General features: G+C 69.6%; 14 protein-coding genes. 7 read left to right on the forward strand and 7 right to left on the reverse strand.

Annotated elements, in window-relative coordinates; all coding sequences use genetic code 11:
• Positions 1-479: 479 nt before the first annotated feature.
• Entirely contained in the window at positions 480-824 is a 345-nt protein-coding gene (locus tag AC3ANK_RS17180) for an EF-hand domain-containing protein (protein ID WP_206862338.1), read from the reverse strand.
• A 49-nt stretch (positions 825-873) separates the two neighbouring features.
• Between AC3ANK_RS17180 and AC3ANK_RS17185 the strand changes: the two genes are divergently transcribed.
• The 3 genes from AC3ANK_RS17185 to AC3ANK_RS17195 all read left to right on the forward strand — a co-directional run bounded on the left by AC3ANK_RS17185 (position 874) and on the right by AC3ANK_RS17195 (position 5,341).
• Positions 874-2,997 (forward strand): TonB-dependent receptor family protein, encoded by a 2,124-nt coding sequence (locus AC3ANK_RS17185; RefSeq protein WP_484171565.1) that lies wholly within the window; start codon positions 874-876, stop codon positions 2,995-2,997.
• Positions 2,998-3,082: 85 nt separating this feature from the next.
• A complete protein-coding gene (locus tag AC3ANK_RS17190; protein ID WP_206862340.1) occupies positions 3,083-4,909 on the forward strand; it encodes an SLC13 family permease in 1,827 nt (608 codons plus the stop codon).
• A 144-nt stretch (positions 4,910-5,053) separates the two neighbouring features.
• Positions 5,054-5,341 carry a hypothetical protein gene (locus tag AC3ANK_RS17195; protein WP_206862341.1) on the forward strand — a complete coding sequence of 96 codons (288 nt, stop codon included), beginning with the start codon at positions 5,054-5,056 and terminating at the stop codon, positions 5,339-5,341.
• Positions 5,342-5,508: 167 nt separating this feature from the next.
• On the opposite strand, the gene AC3ANK_RS17200 is transcribed toward AC3ANK_RS17195, so the two are convergent.
• The 3 genes from AC3ANK_RS17200 to rsgA form a co-directional block, all read right to left on the reverse strand.
• Entirely contained in the window at positions 5,509-7,812 is a 2,304-nt protein-coding gene (locus tag AC3ANK_RS17200) for an NADP-dependent malic enzyme (protein WP_206862342.1), read from the reverse strand.
• Positions 7,813-7,915: 103 nt separating this feature from the next.
• A complete protein-coding gene (locus AC3ANK_RS17205) occupies positions 7,916-9,178 on the reverse strand; it encodes a flavohemoglobin expression-modulating QEGLA motif protein (protein WP_206862343.1) in 1,263 nt (420 codons plus the stop codon).
• A 232-nt stretch (positions 9,179-9,410) separates the two neighbouring features.
• Complete coding sequence (gene rsgA / locus AC3ANK_RS17210; protein ID WP_206862344.1) at positions 9,411-10,550, reverse strand: ribosome small subunit-dependent GTPase A; 1,140 nt, start codon at positions 10,548-10,550, stop codon at positions 9,411-9,413.
• 204 nt (positions 10,551-10,754) lie between these two features.
• Between rsgA and AC3ANK_RS17215 the strand changes: the two genes are divergently transcribed.
• Genes AC3ANK_RS17215 through AC3ANK_RS17225 form a run of 3 tightly spaced genes read left to right on the forward strand, consistent with a single transcriptional unit; the run spans position 10,755 to position 13,339 of the window.
• Complete coding sequence (locus AC3ANK_RS17215; RefSeq protein WP_206862345.1) at positions 10,755-11,999, forward strand: aminotransferase class I/II-fold pyridoxal phosphate-dependent enzyme; 1,245 nt, start codon at positions 10,755-10,757, stop codon at positions 11,997-11,999.
• Positions 11,999-12,628 carry an SGNH/GDSL hydrolase family protein gene (locus tag AC3ANK_RS17220; protein ID WP_206862346.1) on the forward strand — a complete coding sequence of 210 codons (630 nt, stop codon included), beginning with the start codon at positions 11,999-12,001 and terminating at the stop codon, positions 12,626-12,628. Before AC3ANK_RS17215 ends, AC3ANK_RS17220 begins: the two co-directional genes overlap by 1 nt.
• 12 nt (positions 12,629-12,640) lie before the next feature.
• Positions 12,641-13,339, forward strand: coding sequence for a methyltransferase domain-containing protein (locus AC3ANK_RS17225; RefSeq protein ID WP_206862347.1), 699 nt, complete (start codon positions 12,641-12,643; stop codon positions 13,337-13,339).
• Positions 13,340-13,399: 60 nt separating this feature from the next.
• On the opposite strand, the gene AC3ANK_RS17230 is transcribed toward AC3ANK_RS17225, so the two are convergent.
• Positions 13,400-14,221, reverse strand: a complete 822-nt coding sequence (locus AC3ANK_RS17230; RefSeq protein WP_206862348.1) for a polysaccharide deacetylase family protein — start codon at positions 14,219-14,221, stop codon at positions 13,400-13,402.
• Between the two features lie 150 nt (positions 14,222-14,371).
• Between AC3ANK_RS17230 and grxD the strand changes: the two genes are divergently transcribed.
• Entirely contained in the window at positions 14,372-15,298 is a 927-nt protein-coding gene (gene grxD / locus AC3ANK_RS17235; RefSeq protein ID WP_206862349.1) for a Grx4 family monothiol glutaredoxin, read from the forward strand.
• 217 nt (positions 15,299-15,515) lie between these two features.
• Here the strand turns inward: grxD and AC3ANK_RS17240 are convergent, their stop codons facing one another.
• Together AC3ANK_RS17240 and AC3ANK_RS17245 are read right to left on the reverse strand one after the other, a co-directional pair.
• A complete protein-coding gene (locus tag AC3ANK_RS17240; RefSeq protein ID WP_206862350.1) occupies positions 15,516-16,064 on the reverse strand; it encodes a DUF924 family protein in 549 nt (182 codons plus the stop codon).
• 300 nt (positions 16,065-16,364) lie between these two features.
• Positions 16,365-16,931, reverse strand: coding sequence for a lysozyme inhibitor LprI family protein (locus AC3ANK_RS17245; RefSeq protein WP_484171566.1), 567 nt, complete (start codon positions 16,929-16,931; stop codon positions 16,365-16,367).
• Positions 16,932-16,938: the final 7 nt, after the last annotated feature.

Here is a 16,938-nt window from a genome sequence, read left to right on the forward strand (position 1 = left end):
CATCGATTCTAACAGCCGGACCCGGCTCACCGGACCCCGCTTCTGGCCCGCTGCGTTGCGACGAAAGGCGAATGGCGGCGCGGGGTTGCGTACGGGGGCGGATGTCGGGGGCGAGGATGGAACGGGCTTTGTAGCCGTTGTAGCCCGGGTAAGCGCAGCGCACCCGGCTTGGAGCACCGGAACCCTGCCGATGCGGTTACGACCGCTGATGCGATACGGGCTCCCCGGGTGCGCTTCGCTTACCCGGGCTACAAGGGCGTCAAGGGCGTCGCGCGCATCTGGGGTACGGGCCTGGATCCCGCCGCCTTGCCGCTACCTCACCGGCGGAATCGCCGCTCCCAGGTTGGAGCACCGGAACCCTGCCGATGCGGTTACGACCACCTGATGCGATACGGGCTCCCCGGGTGCGCTTCGCTTACCCGGGCTACACGGGCGTCGCGCGCATCTGGGGTACGGGCCTGAACCCCGCCGCCTTGCCGCTACCTCACCGGCGGAATCGCCGCTCCCAGCACCTGTCGCTGGAAGTTGGCCATCTCCTCGCGCGTCACCCGGCCGTCGTGGTCGGCATCCATGTGCTCGAACAGCGCGCGTGCACCGGCGGCGTGTTCGGCGGCGGTGACCACGCCGTCGCCGTCCAGGTCCATCGGCAGGGGATCGTCCACCGGTGGCGCGGCAGGCGGCGGTGCGACCGGCACCACGGACGACGTTGCCGGATCGGGCGGCACCGCCGGCACGGGCTGCGGAGGCGCGCTCGTTTGCGCGGAGATGACGATCGGCACGGCCACAATGGCGGAAACGAGCAATGCGCGGACTGCGACCTTCATGACCCCACCCCACCCGAACGATTCCGGCCGACACCCTAGCGAGGCGGCCGTGTGCGTCATTTCACGGCGCAAGCGGCGCGAACCGGCCGCGACCACGCTCGCCCTCGCGCTGACGGCCGTGCTCGTTCATCTTCCCGCCGCCGCGCAGACGGCCACCACGCTAGATACGGTCGAAGTGCTCGGCACGCGGCATTCGCTGTCGGATTTCCCCGGTTCCATCAGCGTCATCGACGGCGACACGCTGCGCGCGGGGCAGCGGCAGGTGTCGCTGGCCGAATCGCTGGTGCGCGCGCCCGGCATCACCGTGCTCGATCGCCAGAACTACGCGCAGGACCTGCAGGTGCAGAGCCGCGGCTTCGGTGCGCGATCGACCTTCGGTATCCGCGGGATGAAGCTGATCGTCGACGGCATTCCCTCCTCCGCGCTCGACGGCCAGGGGCAGGCGGCGAGCTTTCCGCTGAGCGCGCTCGACCGCATCCAGGTGCTGCGCGGCCCGCTCGCGCTGCAATACGGCAACGCGGCGGGCGGGGCGATCATCGGCGAAACGGCCTTCGATGGGCGTTCGACGCAGGTGGACGGCTGGATCGGGTCGAATTCCAGCGCGCGGTTGGCGGCGGGTTTCGAAGGCGCAAGCAACGATGAGGCCTGGCGCTGGCGTGCGCTCGGCAGCTGGTTCACCACCGACGGCGACCGCCCGCACAGCTCGGCCGAGCGCTCGCAGCTGGACGCCGTCGCGCAGTACACGCCGAACGACCACGCACGCCTGCGCCTCGTCGCCGGCGCGCTGGGCCAGCCGTACACCGACGATCCGCTGGGCCTCACGCGCGAACAGTGGGAGCGCGATCCGCACGGCACCGCCGCCGTCGCCGAAACCTTCGACACGCGCAAGAAGATCGACAACGCGCAGGTCGGTGCGCGCTGGGAAGACGAGTACGCGCAGGGCCGCGAATACTGGATCGGCGGCTACGGCGTCGCGCGCGACGTGGTGCAGTTCCTGTCCATTCCGATCGTGGCGCAGCTGGCGCCGAGCAGCGCGGGCGGCGTGATCGACCTGGGGCGCCGATCGAGCGGCGTCGATGCGGGGCATCGCTGGGATTTCGGGCGCGGCGCGCTGACGCTCGGCATGGAAGCCGGCTGGCTGCACGAGCAGCGGCGCGGCTACGAGAACTTCGTCGGCGACGAACTCGGCGTGCGCGGCCGTCTGCGTCGCGACGAGGACAACCGCATCCGCAGCACCGAGGCGTTCGCGCTCGGCGAATGGCGGCCGGCGCAGGACTGGACCGTGCTCGGCGCGGTGCGGCGATCGAAACTGCGGTTCGAATCGGACGATCACTACATCGCGCCCGGCAACGGCGACGACAGTGGTTCGCTCGATTACGGCGAAACCGCGGCGGCGCTGGGCGTGTCGCGCGCGTTCGGCGAGGGCGAAGTGTTCGCCAGCCTGGGCCACGGCTTCGAAACGCCGACGGTGACGGAACTCGCGTATCGCCCCGACGGCAGCGCGGGCTTCAACACGGCGCTGGAACCGGCGCAGTTCGACACCGCCGAAATCGGTGCGCGCTGGCGCTTCGCATCGGCCAGCGCGAGCGTGTCGGTGTATCGCATCGAGGGCGAGGACGAGATCGTGCCGGCCGACAATCGCGGTGGCCGCGCGAGCTTCGCCAACGCCGGCCGCACGCGCCGCGAGGGCATCGAGGCGGGCTTCGACGGCCGCTTCCATCCGCAGTGGTCGTACGCGCTGACGGCGAACTTCCTGCGCGCGCGATTCACGGAAGGCTTTTCGTACACCGTGCTGAGCGGCGGCGAGGAGCGGGTGCAATTCGTGGAAGCGGGCAATCGCATTCCGGCGATCCCGCGCGCGGACGGTTACGCGGAACTGGCCTGGAACACGCGCGACGGCCGCACCAGCGCCGCGGTCGAGATGCGCGCGAGCGACGGCGTCCCCACCGACGATCGCAACACCGATGCCTCGCCGGGCTACGCGACGTTCGCGCTGCGCCTGCAGTGGCGGGCGGGCGCGTCGGGCTGGCACGGCTTCGCGCGCGTGGACAACGTGTTCGATCGCGATTACGTCGGTTCGGTGATCGTCAACGAAGGCAACGCGCGGTTCTTCGAACCGGGCGCTGGCCGCGGTTTCACCATCGGCCTGGGGTGGCACGGCGCCGGCGGCTGAAACATTCTCCGTGGGTGCGGCGTGAAGGCGACGCTGACGGGCCGGCACCTATAGTGGCCGCCGCGAAGGCGTCCGGTCACGACCGATGTCCACGGAACTACAGCTGGTCCTGTTGTTGCTGGCGGGCGCCATCGCGATGTTCTCGCTGGGGCGTCCGCGCACCGACGTGGTGGCGCTGCTGATGATGGCGGCGTTGCCGTTCACCGGCGCCATCGACATCACCGAGGCGATCGCCGGCTTCGCCGATCCCAACATCGTGCTGATCGCGCTGCTGTTCGTGATCGGCGAGGGACTGGTGCGCACCGGCGTGGCGCAGCGGCTGGGCGAGATGATCGTGCGCCATGCCGGCGCCAGCGAAACGCGGTTGATCGTCGCGTTGATGACGGTGGTGGCGCTGGTCGGATCGGTGATGAGTTCGACCGGCGTGGTGGCCATCTTCATTCCCGTGGTGCTGCGCATCGCGCGCGGCAGCGGCATCGCGCCCGCGCGCCTGATGATGCCGCTCAGCGCCGCCGCGCTGGTCAGCGGCATGATGTCGCTGGTCGCCACCGCGCCCAACCTGGTCGTGCACGGCGAGTTGATCCGCGAAGGCTACGAAGGCTTCGCGTTCTTCGACTTCACGCCCTTCGGCGTGCCGGTGCTGGTCGTCGCGATCGGCTACATGCTGATCGCACGGCGTTGGCTCGCGGGCGCGACGGCGACGCAGGACGTTCCCGGGCAGCCACGCATCGCCAACTGGATCCACGATTACCGCCTCGCCGGCCGCGCATACCGCGTACGCGTGCTGGACGATTCGCCGCTGGCCGGGCGCGCGGCGTCGGAACTGGAAAGCGACGAATTGCAGGGCCTGCTGGTGCTCGCCGTCGAACAGGCCGGGCACTTCGGGCGCACGTCGCTCGCCTCGCCGATGGGCGCGCGCGTGGACGCGGGCAACGCGCTGCTGCTGGACGTGCACGATGCGGGCATCGATGCGATCGCGCTGTTCCATCGGCTGCGGCTGGAGCCGCTGCCGCTGGCGGGCAGCTATTTCTCCGGCTACGCGAACGACATCGGCATGGCCGAGTTGATGATCCCGGCGAACTCGCCGCTGGTCGGCGCGACCGCGCGGCAGGCGCGGCTGCGCACCCGTCATGAGCTGGCGGTGATCGGCCTCAAGCATGGCCGCACCGCCGAGGTGCGCGACGTGGGCGACCAGCCGTTCGAGGTCGGCGACACGCTGCTGGTCGCGGGGCCGTGGGCGACGATCCGCGCGCTCGGTTCGGGGCCGAGCCGCCTCATCCTGCTGGGGATGCCGGCGGAGTTCGACGACGTGGCCCCCGCCGCATCGCGCGCGCCGCTGGCGCTCGCCACGCTGCTGCTGACCATCGCGCTGATGGTCTCCGGCGTGATCGCCAACGTGCACGCGGCGCTGCTCGGATGCCTGCTGATGGGCGCGTTCGGCTGCATCGACCTGCGCAGCGCCTATCGCGCCATCCACTGGCCGAGCCTGGTGCTGATCGTGGGCGTGCTGCCCTTCTCCATCGCATTGCAGCGCACCGGCGGCATCGACCTGGCCTCCGCGGCGCTGCTCGACGTGGTGGGCGAGGCGCGTCCCCGCGTGGTGCTGGCGGCGCTGTTCGCGGTTACCGCGGTGCTGGGGATGTTCATCTCCAACACCGCCGTCGCGGTGTTGATGGCGCCCGTCGCGCTCGCATTGGCCGAACACCTCGACGCCTCGCCGCAGGCGTTCGCGATGACCGTCGCGCTGGCCGCCTCCACGGCGTTCATGACGCCGGTGTCCTCGCCGGTCAACGCGCTCGTGGTCGGTCCGGGCGGCTACCGCTTCGTCGATTTCGTCCGCGTCGGCACGCCGCTGGCGCTGCTCGTCCTGCTGGTGACGGTGGCGCTGGTGCCGCTGTTCTTCGGGTTCTGAGTTCCTGACGCCATGGCGGACGCGGCGTGTTCACCACGATGAACGAGGTGGTCTGCGATATGCCGTCACTGGCCTGCGTCCACATCGACTGCCGCCTCACGCTTCGCGGCCTAGCCTGAGTGTGTCTCCATCGAGGAACGCGGCATGAAGCAGCTCACCGACAAGCACAAGGGCGATACGCGCAGCGGCGTGGGCCGTCAGCCCGAGCGCGACGAACTCGGGCGTCGTCCGACCGAACTGGAGGAAGCGTCTTCGCAGGAAGAAGGGCTGACGCGCGTGGAAAGCGTGCCGAGCGGCGGGATGAATCCGGAGGTCGGCGAACTCGATGCCGACGCGGATGCGGAACGCGATCCGGCGGCTCAGGACGATCAGGACGATGGCGGCGACAATTCGCTGCCGGGGAAGATGGGCGGCGGGTTGATGGGGGCGTGATTTGCCGGTCCGTACTCCGGACCCGCACGATGCTGGTGTAGCCCGGGCAAGCGAAGCGCACCCGGGGAGCCTGCGCTGAGGCGGCCCGACCCCGGGTGCGCTTCGCTTGCCCGGGCTACAAGTGCCGCACTACCTTCGGCCGCCGGCGCTCGGCCGGCGACCCGGCGTCAGATCCCCGACGACGAAAGCGACGCGCGGATCTGCGCGTCCACTGCCGCGATCGCCGTCATGTTCACCACGCGACGCGGCGTCGAGGCGGCGGTGAGGATGTGCGCCGGCTTGTCCAGACCCATCAGGATCGGACCGATCGCCACGCCTTCGGTCATCACGCGCACCATGTTGTAGGTGATGTTCGCCGCGTCCAGGTTCGGCATCACGAACAGGTTCGCGCGGCCCTTGAGCAGCGTGTTCGGGAAGATACGGTGGCGCAGTTCCTCGTCCCACGCGGTGTCGGCCTGCATTTCGCCGTCGACTTCGAGCTTCGGCACGCGCTGCTTGATCAGCTGGAACACCTTGCGCATCTTCGCCGCCGACGCGTTGTCGTGGCTGCCGAAGTTGCTGTGCGAGAGCAGCGCGACCTTCGGCTCGATGCCGAACAGCTTCAGCCGGAACGACGCCTGCAGCGTGGCCTCGGCGATCTGCTCGGCGGTCGGATCGCACTGCACGTGCGTGTCGAGGAAGAACCACACGCCCTGGTCGTTGATGACGCCGGTCATCGCGGCGGTGCCGGTCACGCCGCGGTCGAAATCGAACACGCTGCGGAGGTAACCGAGCTTCTTGTGGAAGCGACCGACCAGGCCGCAGATCATCGCGTCGGCTTCGCCGCGTTCGACCATCAGCGCGGCGATCAGCGTCGGGCGCGAACGCAGCAGGTTCTTCGCCGCCGCCGGCGACACGCCGCGACGTTCGGTCAGCGCGTGGTACTGCTGCCAGTAGTCGTTGAAGCGCGGGTCGTCGTTGATGTTGGTCAGCTCGAAATCCACGCCCGCGCGCATGCGCAGGCCGAGGCGCCTGATGCGCGTGTCGATGACGTCCGGACGGCCGATCAGGATCGGGAAGGCGAGCCGCTCGTCGATCACCGTCTGCACGGCGCGCAGCACGGTTTCCTCTTCGCCCTCGGCGTAGACCACGCGCTTGAGGTCGCTGCGCGCGCGGTCGTACACGGGCTTCATCACCAGGCCCGTGCGGTAGATGAAGGTGCCGAGCTTTTCCTCGTACGCGCGCATGTCCTCGATGGGACGCGTGGCGACGCCGGATTCCATCGCCGCACGCGCGACGGCCGGTGCGAGTTCCACCAGCAGGCGCGGATCGAACGGGCGCGGGATCAGGTATTCCGGGCCGAATTCAGGCGCTTCACCGCCGTAGGCCGCGCCGAGGTCCGCCGACTCCTCGCGCGCCAGCTGCGCGATCGCGCGCACGCAGGCGAGCTTCATCGCCTCGTTGATGCCGGTGGCGCCCACGTCCAGCGCGCCGCGGAAGATGTACGGGAAGCACAGCGCGTTGTTGACCTGGTTCGGGTAGTCCGAACGGCCGGTCGCGATGATGCAGTCCGGACGCACGGCCTTCGCGTCCTCGGGGAGGATTTCCGGATACGGATTGGCCAGCGCGAGGATCACCGGACGGTCGGCCATCGTCGCGACCATTTCCGGCTTCAGGATGCCGCCGGCCGACAGGCCCAGGAACACGTCCGCACCGTTGACGATTTCCGCCAGCGTGCGCGCGCTCGTGTTGCTGGCGTAGCGCGCCTTGTCGGGATCAAGGTGTTCGCGGCCCGCGTAGATCACGCCATCGCGGTCGAACGCGATGATGTTTTCCTTCTTCAGGCCCAGCGCCACCAGCATGTCCAGGCAGGCGATGCCCGCCGCGCCGGCGCCGGTGGTGGCGAGCTTCACGTCCTCGATCTTCTTGCCGACCACTTCCAGCGCGTTGAGCACCGCGGCGCCGACGATGATCGCCGTGCCGTGCTGGTCGTCGTGGAACACCGGGATCTTCATCCGCTCGCGCAGCTTGCGCTCGACGATGAAGCACTCCGGTGCCTTGATGTCTTCCAGGTTGATGCCGCCGAAGGTCGGTTCCAGCGACGCGATGATGTCGACCAGCTTGTCGGGGTCGCGCTCGTCGATCTCGATGTCGAACACGTCGATGCCGGCGAACTTCTGGAACAGGACGCCCTTGCCTTCCATCACCGGCTTGCCGGCGAGCGGGCCGATGTCGCCCAGGCCCAGCACGGCCGTGCCGTTGCTGATCACCGCCACCAGGTTGCCGCGCGCGGTGAGTTCGCTGGCGCGGTTGGGGTCCTCCACGATCGCCTCGCAGGCGAAGGCCACGCCGGGCGAGTACGCCAGGGCGAGGTCGCGCTGGGTCACCATCGGCTTGGTCGCGGCGACCTTGATCTTCCCGTGGGGGCTGAGGCGGTGGTAATCGAGCGCGGCTTGCTTGAGCTCGTTGGCGGACGGCGATTGTTCGGACATCAGGGCGGAAACCACGGGCGGGCCGGTGATTCTAGCCGTTTAACACCTTGGCCGAGGACGGCACGGTATGGCGGAAGCGCGACGGACGCCCGGAATCGCCGTTCTACAGGTCCGGCACGTGGCCGTCGGCGACGATCCTGTCGAGGCGGATGCGGTTGGCGAACAGCGAGAACGCGAGCATCCCGGCCAGGCCGTTCGCGCGCGCGACCCACTGCGGGAGCCAGCGCGCGGGCTTCAGGACGCCGGCGGCGAACAGGGGCTCGAAGCGCTGCACGTCGGCCAGGGTCATCTTGCCGGCGAACAGCCACCGGCACAGTTGCAGCTTGCGTTCGCGCAGGGCCCAGCGGAAGAAGGTGTGCACGCCCAACAGGCCGCGCAGGTAGACGATGTCCTTGGTGAAGGCGCTGCCGCCGGTGGTCGGCACCCCGCGGAACACGCGCTGCGCCGAGGCGAAGCCGTCCTCCGGCGTCTGGCCGGCGTCGAGGAAATAGCGGAACACCTCGATGAAATCCGCGCCGTCCAGCGCCATCGCCACCGCTTCGATGCGCAGGCTGATGCGCTTCATGCGGCCGATGTCGATGCTGCCGGTGATCTGCTCGGCGAAGGTCGCCAGCCCTTCCTGGGTCGCGGTGATGCGCGGCGAGGACAGCGCCAGGCTCGGCAACACCGGCTGCTGGCGGCCGTTGAGCGCGGTGAGCGAATGCACGAAGGCCTCGTGCTGGACGAGCTGGTGGCGGTCGTAATCGCTGAAGGCCGCGCCGAAGCGCAGGCGGATGCGCGTGGCGCCGGCGGCGGCCTTGGCGATCAGGTCCGGATCGAGCACGACGTCGATCATGCGGCCGTCGAAGTAGTCGTCCAGTTCGCGCTGCAGCTGCAACTGCAGCGCGGTGGCCGAGATGGTGACCTTCTCGGCCGGCGCCATCAGCTCGTGGTCGAGTTCGTCCGCGATGGAAATGAAGTGCCGCGCGGCGTCGCGGGTGGTCGGGCCCTCGCCGGGCAGGCATTCGTCGGGGCGGCCGAACAGCTGGATCGAGCGGTCGCCGACCGTCGCGGTGCCCAGGTTCTCGCACAGCGATGCGGCGATGGACCAGCTGCGGGCCGATTCGACCAGATATGCGCCCAGCGGATGCGCGGGATCGGCCTGGCGGGTGATCGCGTCCAGCTCGGCGCGCGCCAGGCTGAAGTCGAGCTTCGGGTATTCCGGATGCGGCAGATTCACCACGCCGCGGGCGTAATCGGCGAGGAAATGCGCCTCCTGCCCCGCCGGCCAGCTCACCAGCGCGAGCAGCCGGATGTCCTTCACGGCCTCGACCATGCGGGCGTCGAGGGCGGCGTGGTGGGCGATGTCGGGGGAGATGCTGTCCATCGCCGTTTACTCCTACCCCTTCTTGCAGGGGGAGGTCGGGTGGGGGGGCGCGGCGCGCAGCGCCGGTAACAAGCAGCCAGGCTCGCCGGCGCCGTGGACTTCACCCATCTCCACCCCCACAGCCATCGGGCATGGCCCGGTGGCGTTCGTCGCGACGCGCGCCATGACGCGCAACCGTCGCTCCTCGCCCCTGCAAGCAGGGGAGGGAGCAAAAGCGCCTGGAAGAGAGCGGTCAGTGCCGCCCATACTTCTCATCCAGCCGCTTGTTCAGCGCCTTGCCCTGCACCTTCTCCTCGGCCTTCTGCGCGCGGCGCGTGGCGAGACGGTTCGCCGCGCCGGCGACTTCCTCGCTCAGCTTGAGGTAGTTGGCGAAGCGCTGCGGATCGAGCTTGCCGGCCTCGATCGCCGCGCGCACCGCGCAGCCGGGCTCCTTCGCGTGCTTGCAGTCGCGGAAGCGGCACTGTTCGGCCAGCGCCTCGATGTCGCTGAAATTCTCCGCGACGTCTTCCTCGCCGGTGGGCTTGAGCTCGCGCATGCCGGGCGTGTCGATCAGGCACGCGCCCGAGGGCAGCGGGATCAGCGCGCGGTGCGTGGTGGTGTGGCGGCCGCGCGAATCGTGTTCGCGCACCTCGCCGGTCTTCATCTTCTCGATGCCCAGCAGCGTGTTGGTCAGCGTGGACTTGCCCGCGCCGGAGCTGCCGATCAGCACCGCCGTGCGCCCCGGCCCGAGCCATTCGCCAAGCGCGGCGACGCTGTCCGCCTCCTTCGCATTCACCGCGCGCACGGCCACGCCCTGCGCCGCGAGTTCGACCAGCGCCGCCATCGCATCGTCCACCGCGCCGGTGTCGGCCATAGCGGCCTGGTCGGCCTTGGTCAGCACGACCACCGGCTCCACGCCGCCGCCGCGCACGAGCAGCAGGTAGCGTTCGATGCGGCGCGGGTTGAAATCGGCGTCCAGCCCGCAGACGACGAAGACGGTGTCGACGTTCGCGGCGATCAGCTGCTGCTGGTAGTGCTCGCCGGCCGCGCCGCGCTTGATCGCGCTCCGGCGCGGCAGCAGCGCGACCGCCTTCTTGCCTTCGATGAGCAGCCAGTCGCCGACGCCGGGACGCTGCTCGATGGTGACCGTGCCCTTGCGATAGCCCGGCGGGCGCTGCCATTGCGGCAGCGATTCGACCGGGAAACCGGTGTCCGGGCCGTCCGCGACGACGTAGCCGCTGCGGTGCTGTTCGATCACCCGCGCCGGCCGGGCCTGCGGATGCGCCGCCATCACGGTGCGCCATTCCAGGTCGGCGGCGGACGCGCTCTCCGGCGCCGGCGCGTCCGCGGGGAGCGGCCAGCCGATCGCGCGGAGGTCGTCGAAGGTGGGCATCAAGGGCGGCGGTCGCGGGGGCTCATGGGCCCGGATTCTAGTGCGCCGCGCGCGCGGTGGGTGCCGGCGGACGCATCGGCGGCGCGACCGCGTTGGAAGCTTCGAAGGAGATCGCCGCGCCGATCGCGGTTTTCGAGCGGATTCCCCTGTGGATGGCGCCGGTTTCGGCTAGTCTGGCCGTCCGAACCCCCAATCCCCGCCGCAATGTCCCTGCCCCCCGTGAAGACCCGCGAACGCCTGTCCGAAGTCCGTTACGAGATCCGCGGCGAACTGGCACGGCGAGCCCGCGAGCTGGAGGGCCAGGGGCGCAAGCTGATCAAGCTCAACATCGGCAACCCGGGCGCGTTCGGCTTCCGCGCGCCGGAGCACCTGCAGCGCGCGATCGCCGACCGCATCGCCGACACCGATCCGTACACCCACCAGCAGGGCCTGCCGCAGGCGCGCGAGGCGATCGCCGCGTTCCACAAGCAGCGCGGCACGCCGAACGCGAGCCCGGAACGCGTGTTCGTCGGCAACGGCGTGAGCGAGCTGATCGACCTGTCGCTGCGCGCGCTGCTGAATCCGGGCGATGAAGTGCTGCTGCCCTCGCCCGACTACCCGCTGTGGTCGGCGGCGACGATCCTCAACGACGGCCGTCCGGTGTATTACCGCTGCCTGCCGGAAAACGGCTTCCTGCCCGATCCGGAGGAAATCGCGTCGCTGGTGTCGAACCGCACGCGGGCGATCGTGCTGATCAACCCGAACAACCCGACCGGCGCCGCGTATCCGCGCGAGCTGCTGGAGCGCATCGTCGCCGTCGCGCAGCGCCACAAGCTGCTGCTGATGTGCGACGAGATCTACGACTCGATCCTCTACGACGAAGCCGCGTTCACGCCGATCGCGCCGATCGCCGGCGACCTGCCGTGCCTGAGCTTCAGCGGCCTGAGCAAGGTGCATCGCGCCTGCGGCTGGCGCGTGGGTTGGGCGGTGCTGTCGGGCGATCCGGTCGCCAGCGGCAACCTGCACCACGCGATGGACCTGCTCGGTGCGCTGCGCCTGTGCGCGAACGTACCGGGCCAGTTCGCGATCGAAGCCGCGCTGCACGGCGAGGACACGATCGCGCCGCTGTGCGCACCGGGCGGCCGACTGTTCGAAGCGCGCCGCGCCGTGATCGAAAGCATCGAGCAGAGCCGCCACCTCGAACTCGTCGCGCCGGCCGGCGCGCTGTATGCGTTCCCGGCGGTGACCGGCGCGGCGGCGGAAGGCTTCGACGATCATCGTTTCGCGCTGGAACTGCTGGAGACCGAGGATGTCCTCGTCGTGCCGGGTTCCAGTTTCAACGTGCCCTATCGCAACCACTTCCGCGTGACGCTGCTGCCGCAGCCGGACGATCTGCGCGAAGTGTTCCGGCGCATCGAACGCCTGCTCGACCGCTACGCGCAGTCCGACGCGCGGGCCGCGGTGGCCTGATGGCGAGCGCGCCCGCCCCCGCGCTGTCGTTCCTCGCCCTGGGCGACAGCTACACCATCGGCGAAGGCGTGCCCGAAAGCGGTCGCTGGCCGGTGCAGCTGGCCGCGAAGCTGCGCGAGGAAGGCATCGCGCTGGCCGATCCACGCATCATCGCCACCACCGGCTGGACGACCGACGAGCTGGCCTGGGGCATCGACGGCGCCGAGCCGCTGGGCGAATGGGATTTCGTCACGCTGCTGATCGGCGTGAACAACCAGTACCGCGGTCGCAGCGCCATCGACTATCGCGGCGAGTTCGAAACCCTGCTGCAGCGTGCGATCCGCTACGCGCGCGGGCGCGCCGATCGCGTGCTGGTGCTGTCGATTCCCGACTGGGGCGTGACGCCGTTCGTGAAGACGACGAAGTCGACGCCGGAGCAGATCGCCACCGAACTCGACGCCTACAACGCCGCCACGCAGGTCGTGTGCGAGGCGCACGGGGTCGCGTTCGTCGACATCACGCCGGTGTCGCGCGAGCGCGGCGCGGAGCCGGAGATGCTCGCCGACGACGGCCTGCATCCGTCCGCGTCGATGTACACGCTGTGGACCGCGCAGGCGTTGCCGGTCGCGCGTTCGCTGCTGCAACGCTGAGGAGCCGACGACGTGAACGCCGACGGCCTCGCAGTCCGCCCGCTTCCGCCGCAGCGCGCGAACGACATCGCGCGCGCGTTCCTGCCGCGCTGGTACCGGCGCTACGACTACTACTACGCGCGCACCAAGCTCGGCACCGATCCGCTGTATCCGGGCGTGTGCGACGTGCTGCGCGGTACGCGCGCACCGCTGCTGGACATCGGCTGCGGCCTGGGCCTGCTCGCGCACGCCCTGCGCGGCGACGGGCAGACGATGGCGTATCGCGGCTACGACAACGATGCGGGGAAGATCGAACGCGCACGCGGCGCGGCGCGGCGCTGCGGGCTCGAGGGCGTGGAATTCGGCACGGCGGACCTCGGCGCGCAGCTGCCGTCGCATCGCGGCAGCGTCGCGCTGCTGGACGTGATGCAGTTCGTGCCCGAAGACGCGCAGGTGCGCGCCATCGACGCATGTATCGCGATGCTGGAACCGGGCGCGAAGCTGGTGATCCGCACGGGGCTCGCCGACGGCAGCCATCGCGCGCAGGTCACGCGGGCCGTGGATGTGTTCGCCAAGGTCGTGGGCTGGATGAACGCCGCGCCGATCCACTATCCCGATGCGGAGATGCTGCGCGCGCGTTTCGATGCGGCGGGGCTGCGTTCGGAATTCGTGTCGCTGCGCGGGAATACGCCGTTCAACAATTTCCGGATCGTGGCGACGCGCGACGTTTGAGTCTGCTCTTGTAGCCCGGGTAAGCGGAGCGCACCCGCGGCGGGCAACGATCGGCGCGACTTACCCCGAGTGCGCTTCGCGCACCCGGGCTACCAACGCGGCATCGAGCTCCTCCGGCAACACCGTCCCGAACCCGAGCGCCTTCAACCGCACCAGCAACGTCGCCAGTGTTTCGACATTGCGTCCGTGCGCGGCGCCTTCGTGCAGCAGGACGATCGCGCCTGGCGCGAGATCGCGTTCGATACGCGCGACGACGCTGGCCGGATCGCGTAGCACCGCATCGTACCCGCGCGCCGACCACGCGACGCGCGCCAGACTGTGACGCTTGAGCGATGCGGCGACGAACGGGTTCGCCATCCCCACCACCGCGCGGAACCAGTGCGGGCGCGTCCCGCTGAGAAACGTGAGCGCGGACTGCGCCTGGTCGATCTGCGCGCGCATCGCCCGCGGCGGCAACGCCCAGAACCACGCCTGCGGATGCGTGTGGCTGTGCTGGCCGATGCCGTGACCGCGGCGGACGATCTCGGTCACCAGGTCCGGCCGCGCCTGGGCACGTTCGCCGACGAGGAAGAACGTCGCCTTCGCGTCGTGTGCGTCGAGCAGGTCGAGCATCGGCCGCGTGTCGTCGGATGGGCCGTCGTCGATGGTGAGCCAGACGAGGTGTTGATCGGTGGGCAATCGGCTCAGCACCGGACTCAGCAGGCGCGAGCGCGGATGCAACGTCGCCCAGACCAGCGTGGCGTGGGTGATCAGAAGCGCCGGCAAGCCGGCCTTCCAGCCCCAGAGCCACCAGATCGCGACGACCGCGAGTTGGGAAGCGGCGAACAGCCAGGACCAGGCGTGCGGATGGCGGGGAGGCTGGTGGAGGGAAGAGGCGCTCATGACCGAAATGGTAATGCTCACGGACCTGGAACCCCGCCTCCGCCGGGATGGCGGTGATCGGTCCCAGCTTTCGCCGGTGAGGCGCCCGCCCGCCTTGCCAAACCCCGCCGCCGCCCCCACATGCACCCCATTCCCATCCGGTAACCCGCCATGTCGCTCGACCCCGCGCTGCGTTCGCGCATCGAAACCCTGCTGCAGTCCAACCGCGTCGTCCTGTTCATGAAGGGCGCGCCCGAAGCGCCGCAGTGCGGGTTCTCGGCCAAGGCCGTGGGCGTGCTCAACGCGCTGCTCCCGCAGGGCTACGCGCACGTGAACGTGCTGGCCGACGCGGAGATCCGCGAGGGCATCAAGCAGTACGGCAACTGGCCGACGATCCCGCAGCTGTACATCGACGGCGAGCTCGTCGGCGGCAGCGACATCGTCGAGCAGATGGCCGGCAGTGGCGAGCTGCACAGCGCGCTCGGTTTGCCGCCGCCGGATCGCCGCCCGCCGGAGTTCACCATCACGCCCGAGGCGCTGGACATGCTGCGCAGCGCGATCGACAACGCCGGCGGCGGGTACGCCGTGCAGATCGACATCGACGCGCGCTACAACGTGCGCCTGCAGCTGGCGCCGATCGACGCCAACGCGGTGGCCATCGAGATCGAAGGCGTGCGCCTCCAGACCGATGCGCTGCAGGTGCGCCGCGCCGACGGCATCAGCATCGACTGGGTCGACGACGAACGCGGTCGCGGCCTGTCCGTGCATCACCCGCTGGCCGCGCCGGCGGTGCGTTCGATCAGCCCGCACGAAGTCGACGCGCGCGTGCGCGCCGGCGCGTTGCGACTGGTGGACGTGCGCCCGGCCGATGAACGCGCCCTCGCCGCCGCGCCGGTGGCTTTCGATACGCTCGACCACGGCATCGAGGCGCTGCAGTCCCTATCGAAGGACACCCCGATCGCGTTCCTGTGCCATCACGGCGGACGCAGCCAGCAGGCGGCCGAGCACTTCCGCGGCCTGGGCTTCCGTGAGGTCTACAACGTCGTCGGTGGCATCGACGCCTGGGCCGACTTCGACGCCGCGATTCCGAAGTACTGATCCGCGGCACGGGCTCGATCCCGATCCACCCACCCGCCCCGGAGTGCGGCGAAGCGCTCGCTTCGCCGCATCCGCGTCACCGTTCGCCGCACCACGCCGCAAACGGCGCACCGCACCGCCTAGGCTGAAAGCGTCGGCGTTCGCCGCATCGCTTTCCCGAACGCCGTAGCCGCTCCCCGGACCCCGCGTCCACGGCTACGGCGTTTTCTTTTTGGCGTCAGAATCCGCCTCCCGCGTCGAGGTAGGCCTGTTCCTCGCGCGTCGATTCGCGCCCCAGGATCGTGTTGCGATGGGGGAACCGGCCGAAGCGCGCGATGACGTCGCGATGCCGGCGCGCGTAATCGAGATAGGCGCGTCCGGATTCGCCTTCCAGCGTCGATGCGAGCGCGACGGAGCGCTCCTGGTCGGCCATCGCTTCGGAATGTTCGAAAGGCATGTAGAAGAACGGACGCAGCAGCGGCTGGACGGCGAGGTCGTCGCCGCGGTCGATCGCGCGACCGGCGTAATGCCTTGCGAGGGAATCGGTCGCGAACGCATGCCCGGTGTTGCGGAAGACGTTGCGCGGGATCTGGTCGAGCAGGATCGTCAGCGCGAGCGCACCTTCGGCGGTGTCCATCCAGTGGTCGAGTTCGCGCCGCGCGGCGGCGAAATGCGCGTCGAGGAAATCGCTTCGGCAGCGCGCGTCGAACGCGTCGTCGCGCCCGAACCAGCGGTCGTACCCGGCGTCGTGCCAGAAGGCGAGGAGGTCCTGCGGGGTCGTCGGCATCGTCGTGTTGGATTGGGGGTGTGGGGAGCGTAACGAAGTCGGGGGGAGGGTGGGTGTCGGGGGATTGCGTGTGTTGGGGTCGGGGATTGGGCTTGCGGGGGGTTCCCGATGTCTTACCTTCGGCCTGGGGGATGACTTCATGCGCGGCGTGTTTCGGCCTTCGCCCGTCCCTGCCTCGCTGCCGCCGGGAAAGAGCTTCGGCATCGCGAGTGCGAGCTGCATCGCTCGTCCCGACCCTCACCCCAACCTCTCTCCGCTCTGCACTCCCTCCGGTCGCCGGAGGGAGAGGGGCTCAACCACTCACAACGACTCATCCCCCAGCTGCGTCTCCAACTCGTTGCTCCACAACTCGGTGATGCTCTCCAGCGTCACGGCGTGGATCAGCGGGCGGACCGCGCCGCCGGCGTAGGACTGCGAGACGAAACGCGCGTAACGGTCGCGGAACTGCAGCCAGCTGCGGTGCGCGTCGTCGAACACCGCGAGCGTTTCGTCGTCGAGCTGTCGCCGCAGGTGCGTCACCACCGTCGCCAGCCGCGCATCGGCACGATGGAATTCCTCCAGCGCCTGCTGGTTCATGTCGCGCTGGGTGACGGCGGCATCGTCGCTTTGTCGCGCCACTTCCTCGGCCTTGGTGAAGTAGTTGTCGGCGATGCGCGCCGCCGTTTCGGCCTTGCCGATCAGTCGCTGCTCGAAGCGGCGCAGGTCGTCGAGGTTGGTGTTGGATTCGTCGAGCCCCTGCTTGAGGTCGAGCAGTTTCTGGTTGCGCTCGATCGCCTCCACCGCGCTGCGTTTCTCGACGCGGCGCTGGACGAAGTAGAACGCCCAGGTCAATGCGGCGCCAAGCGCCAGGTAAAGCAGGTTGTCCATGATCGCC

It is taken from the genome of Lysobacter sp. SCRH-1R (assembly GCF_057747855.1).

What these genes read in the sequence shown, in the direction of transcription:
- AC3ANK_RS17205 (WP_206862343.1), bottom strand. Translation starts at nt 9,178, where the DNA reads ATGGACAGCATCTCCCCCGACATCGCCCACCACGCCGCCCTCGACGCC.
- AC3ANK_RS17180 (WP_206862338.1), bottom strand. Translation starts at nt 824, where the DNA reads ATGAAGGTCGCAGTCCGCGCATTGCTCGTTTCCGCCATTGTGGCCGTG.
- AC3ANK_RS17190 (WP_206862340.1), top strand. Translation starts at nt 3,083, where the DNA reads ATGTCCACGGAACTACAGCTGGTCCTGTTGTTGCTGGCGGGCGCCATC.
- AC3ANK_RS17240 (WP_206862350.1), bottom strand. Translation starts at nt 16,064, where the DNA reads ATGCCGACGACCCCGCAGGACCTCCTCGCCTTCTGGCACGACGCCGGG.
- AC3ANK_RS17230 (WP_206862348.1), bottom strand. Translation starts at nt 14,221, where the DNA reads ATGAGCGCCTCTTCCCTCCACCAGCCTCCCCGCCATCCGCACGCCTGG.
- AC3ANK_RS17200 (WP_206862342.1), bottom strand. Translation starts at nt 7,812, where the DNA reads ATGTCCGAACAATCGCCGTCCGCCAACGAGCTCAAGCAAGCCGCGCTC.
- AC3ANK_RS17215 (WP_206862345.1), top strand. Translation starts at nt 10,755, where the DNA reads ATGTCCCTGCCCCCCGTGAAGACCCGCGAACGCCTGTCCGAAGTCCGT.
- rsgA (WP_206862344.1), bottom strand. Translation starts at nt 10,550, where the DNA reads ATGCCCACCTTCGACGACCTCCGCGCGATCGGCTGGCCGCTCCCCGCG.
- grxD (WP_206862349.1), top strand. Translation starts at nt 14,372, where the DNA reads ATGTCGCTCGACCCCGCGCTGCGTTCGCGCATCGAAACCCTGCTGCAG.
- AC3ANK_RS17220 (WP_206862346.1), top strand. Translation starts at nt 11,999, where the DNA reads ATGGCGAGCGCGCCCGCCCCCGCGCTGTCGTTCCTCGCCCTGGGCGAC.
- AC3ANK_RS17245 (WP_484171566.1), bottom strand. Translation starts at nt 16,931, where the DNA reads ATGGACAACCTGCTTTACCTGGCGCTTGGCGCCGCATTGACCTGGGCG.
- AC3ANK_RS17195 (WP_206862341.1), top strand. Translation starts at nt 5,054, where the DNA reads ATGAAGCAGCTCACCGACAAGCACAAGGGCGATACGCGCAGCGGCGTG.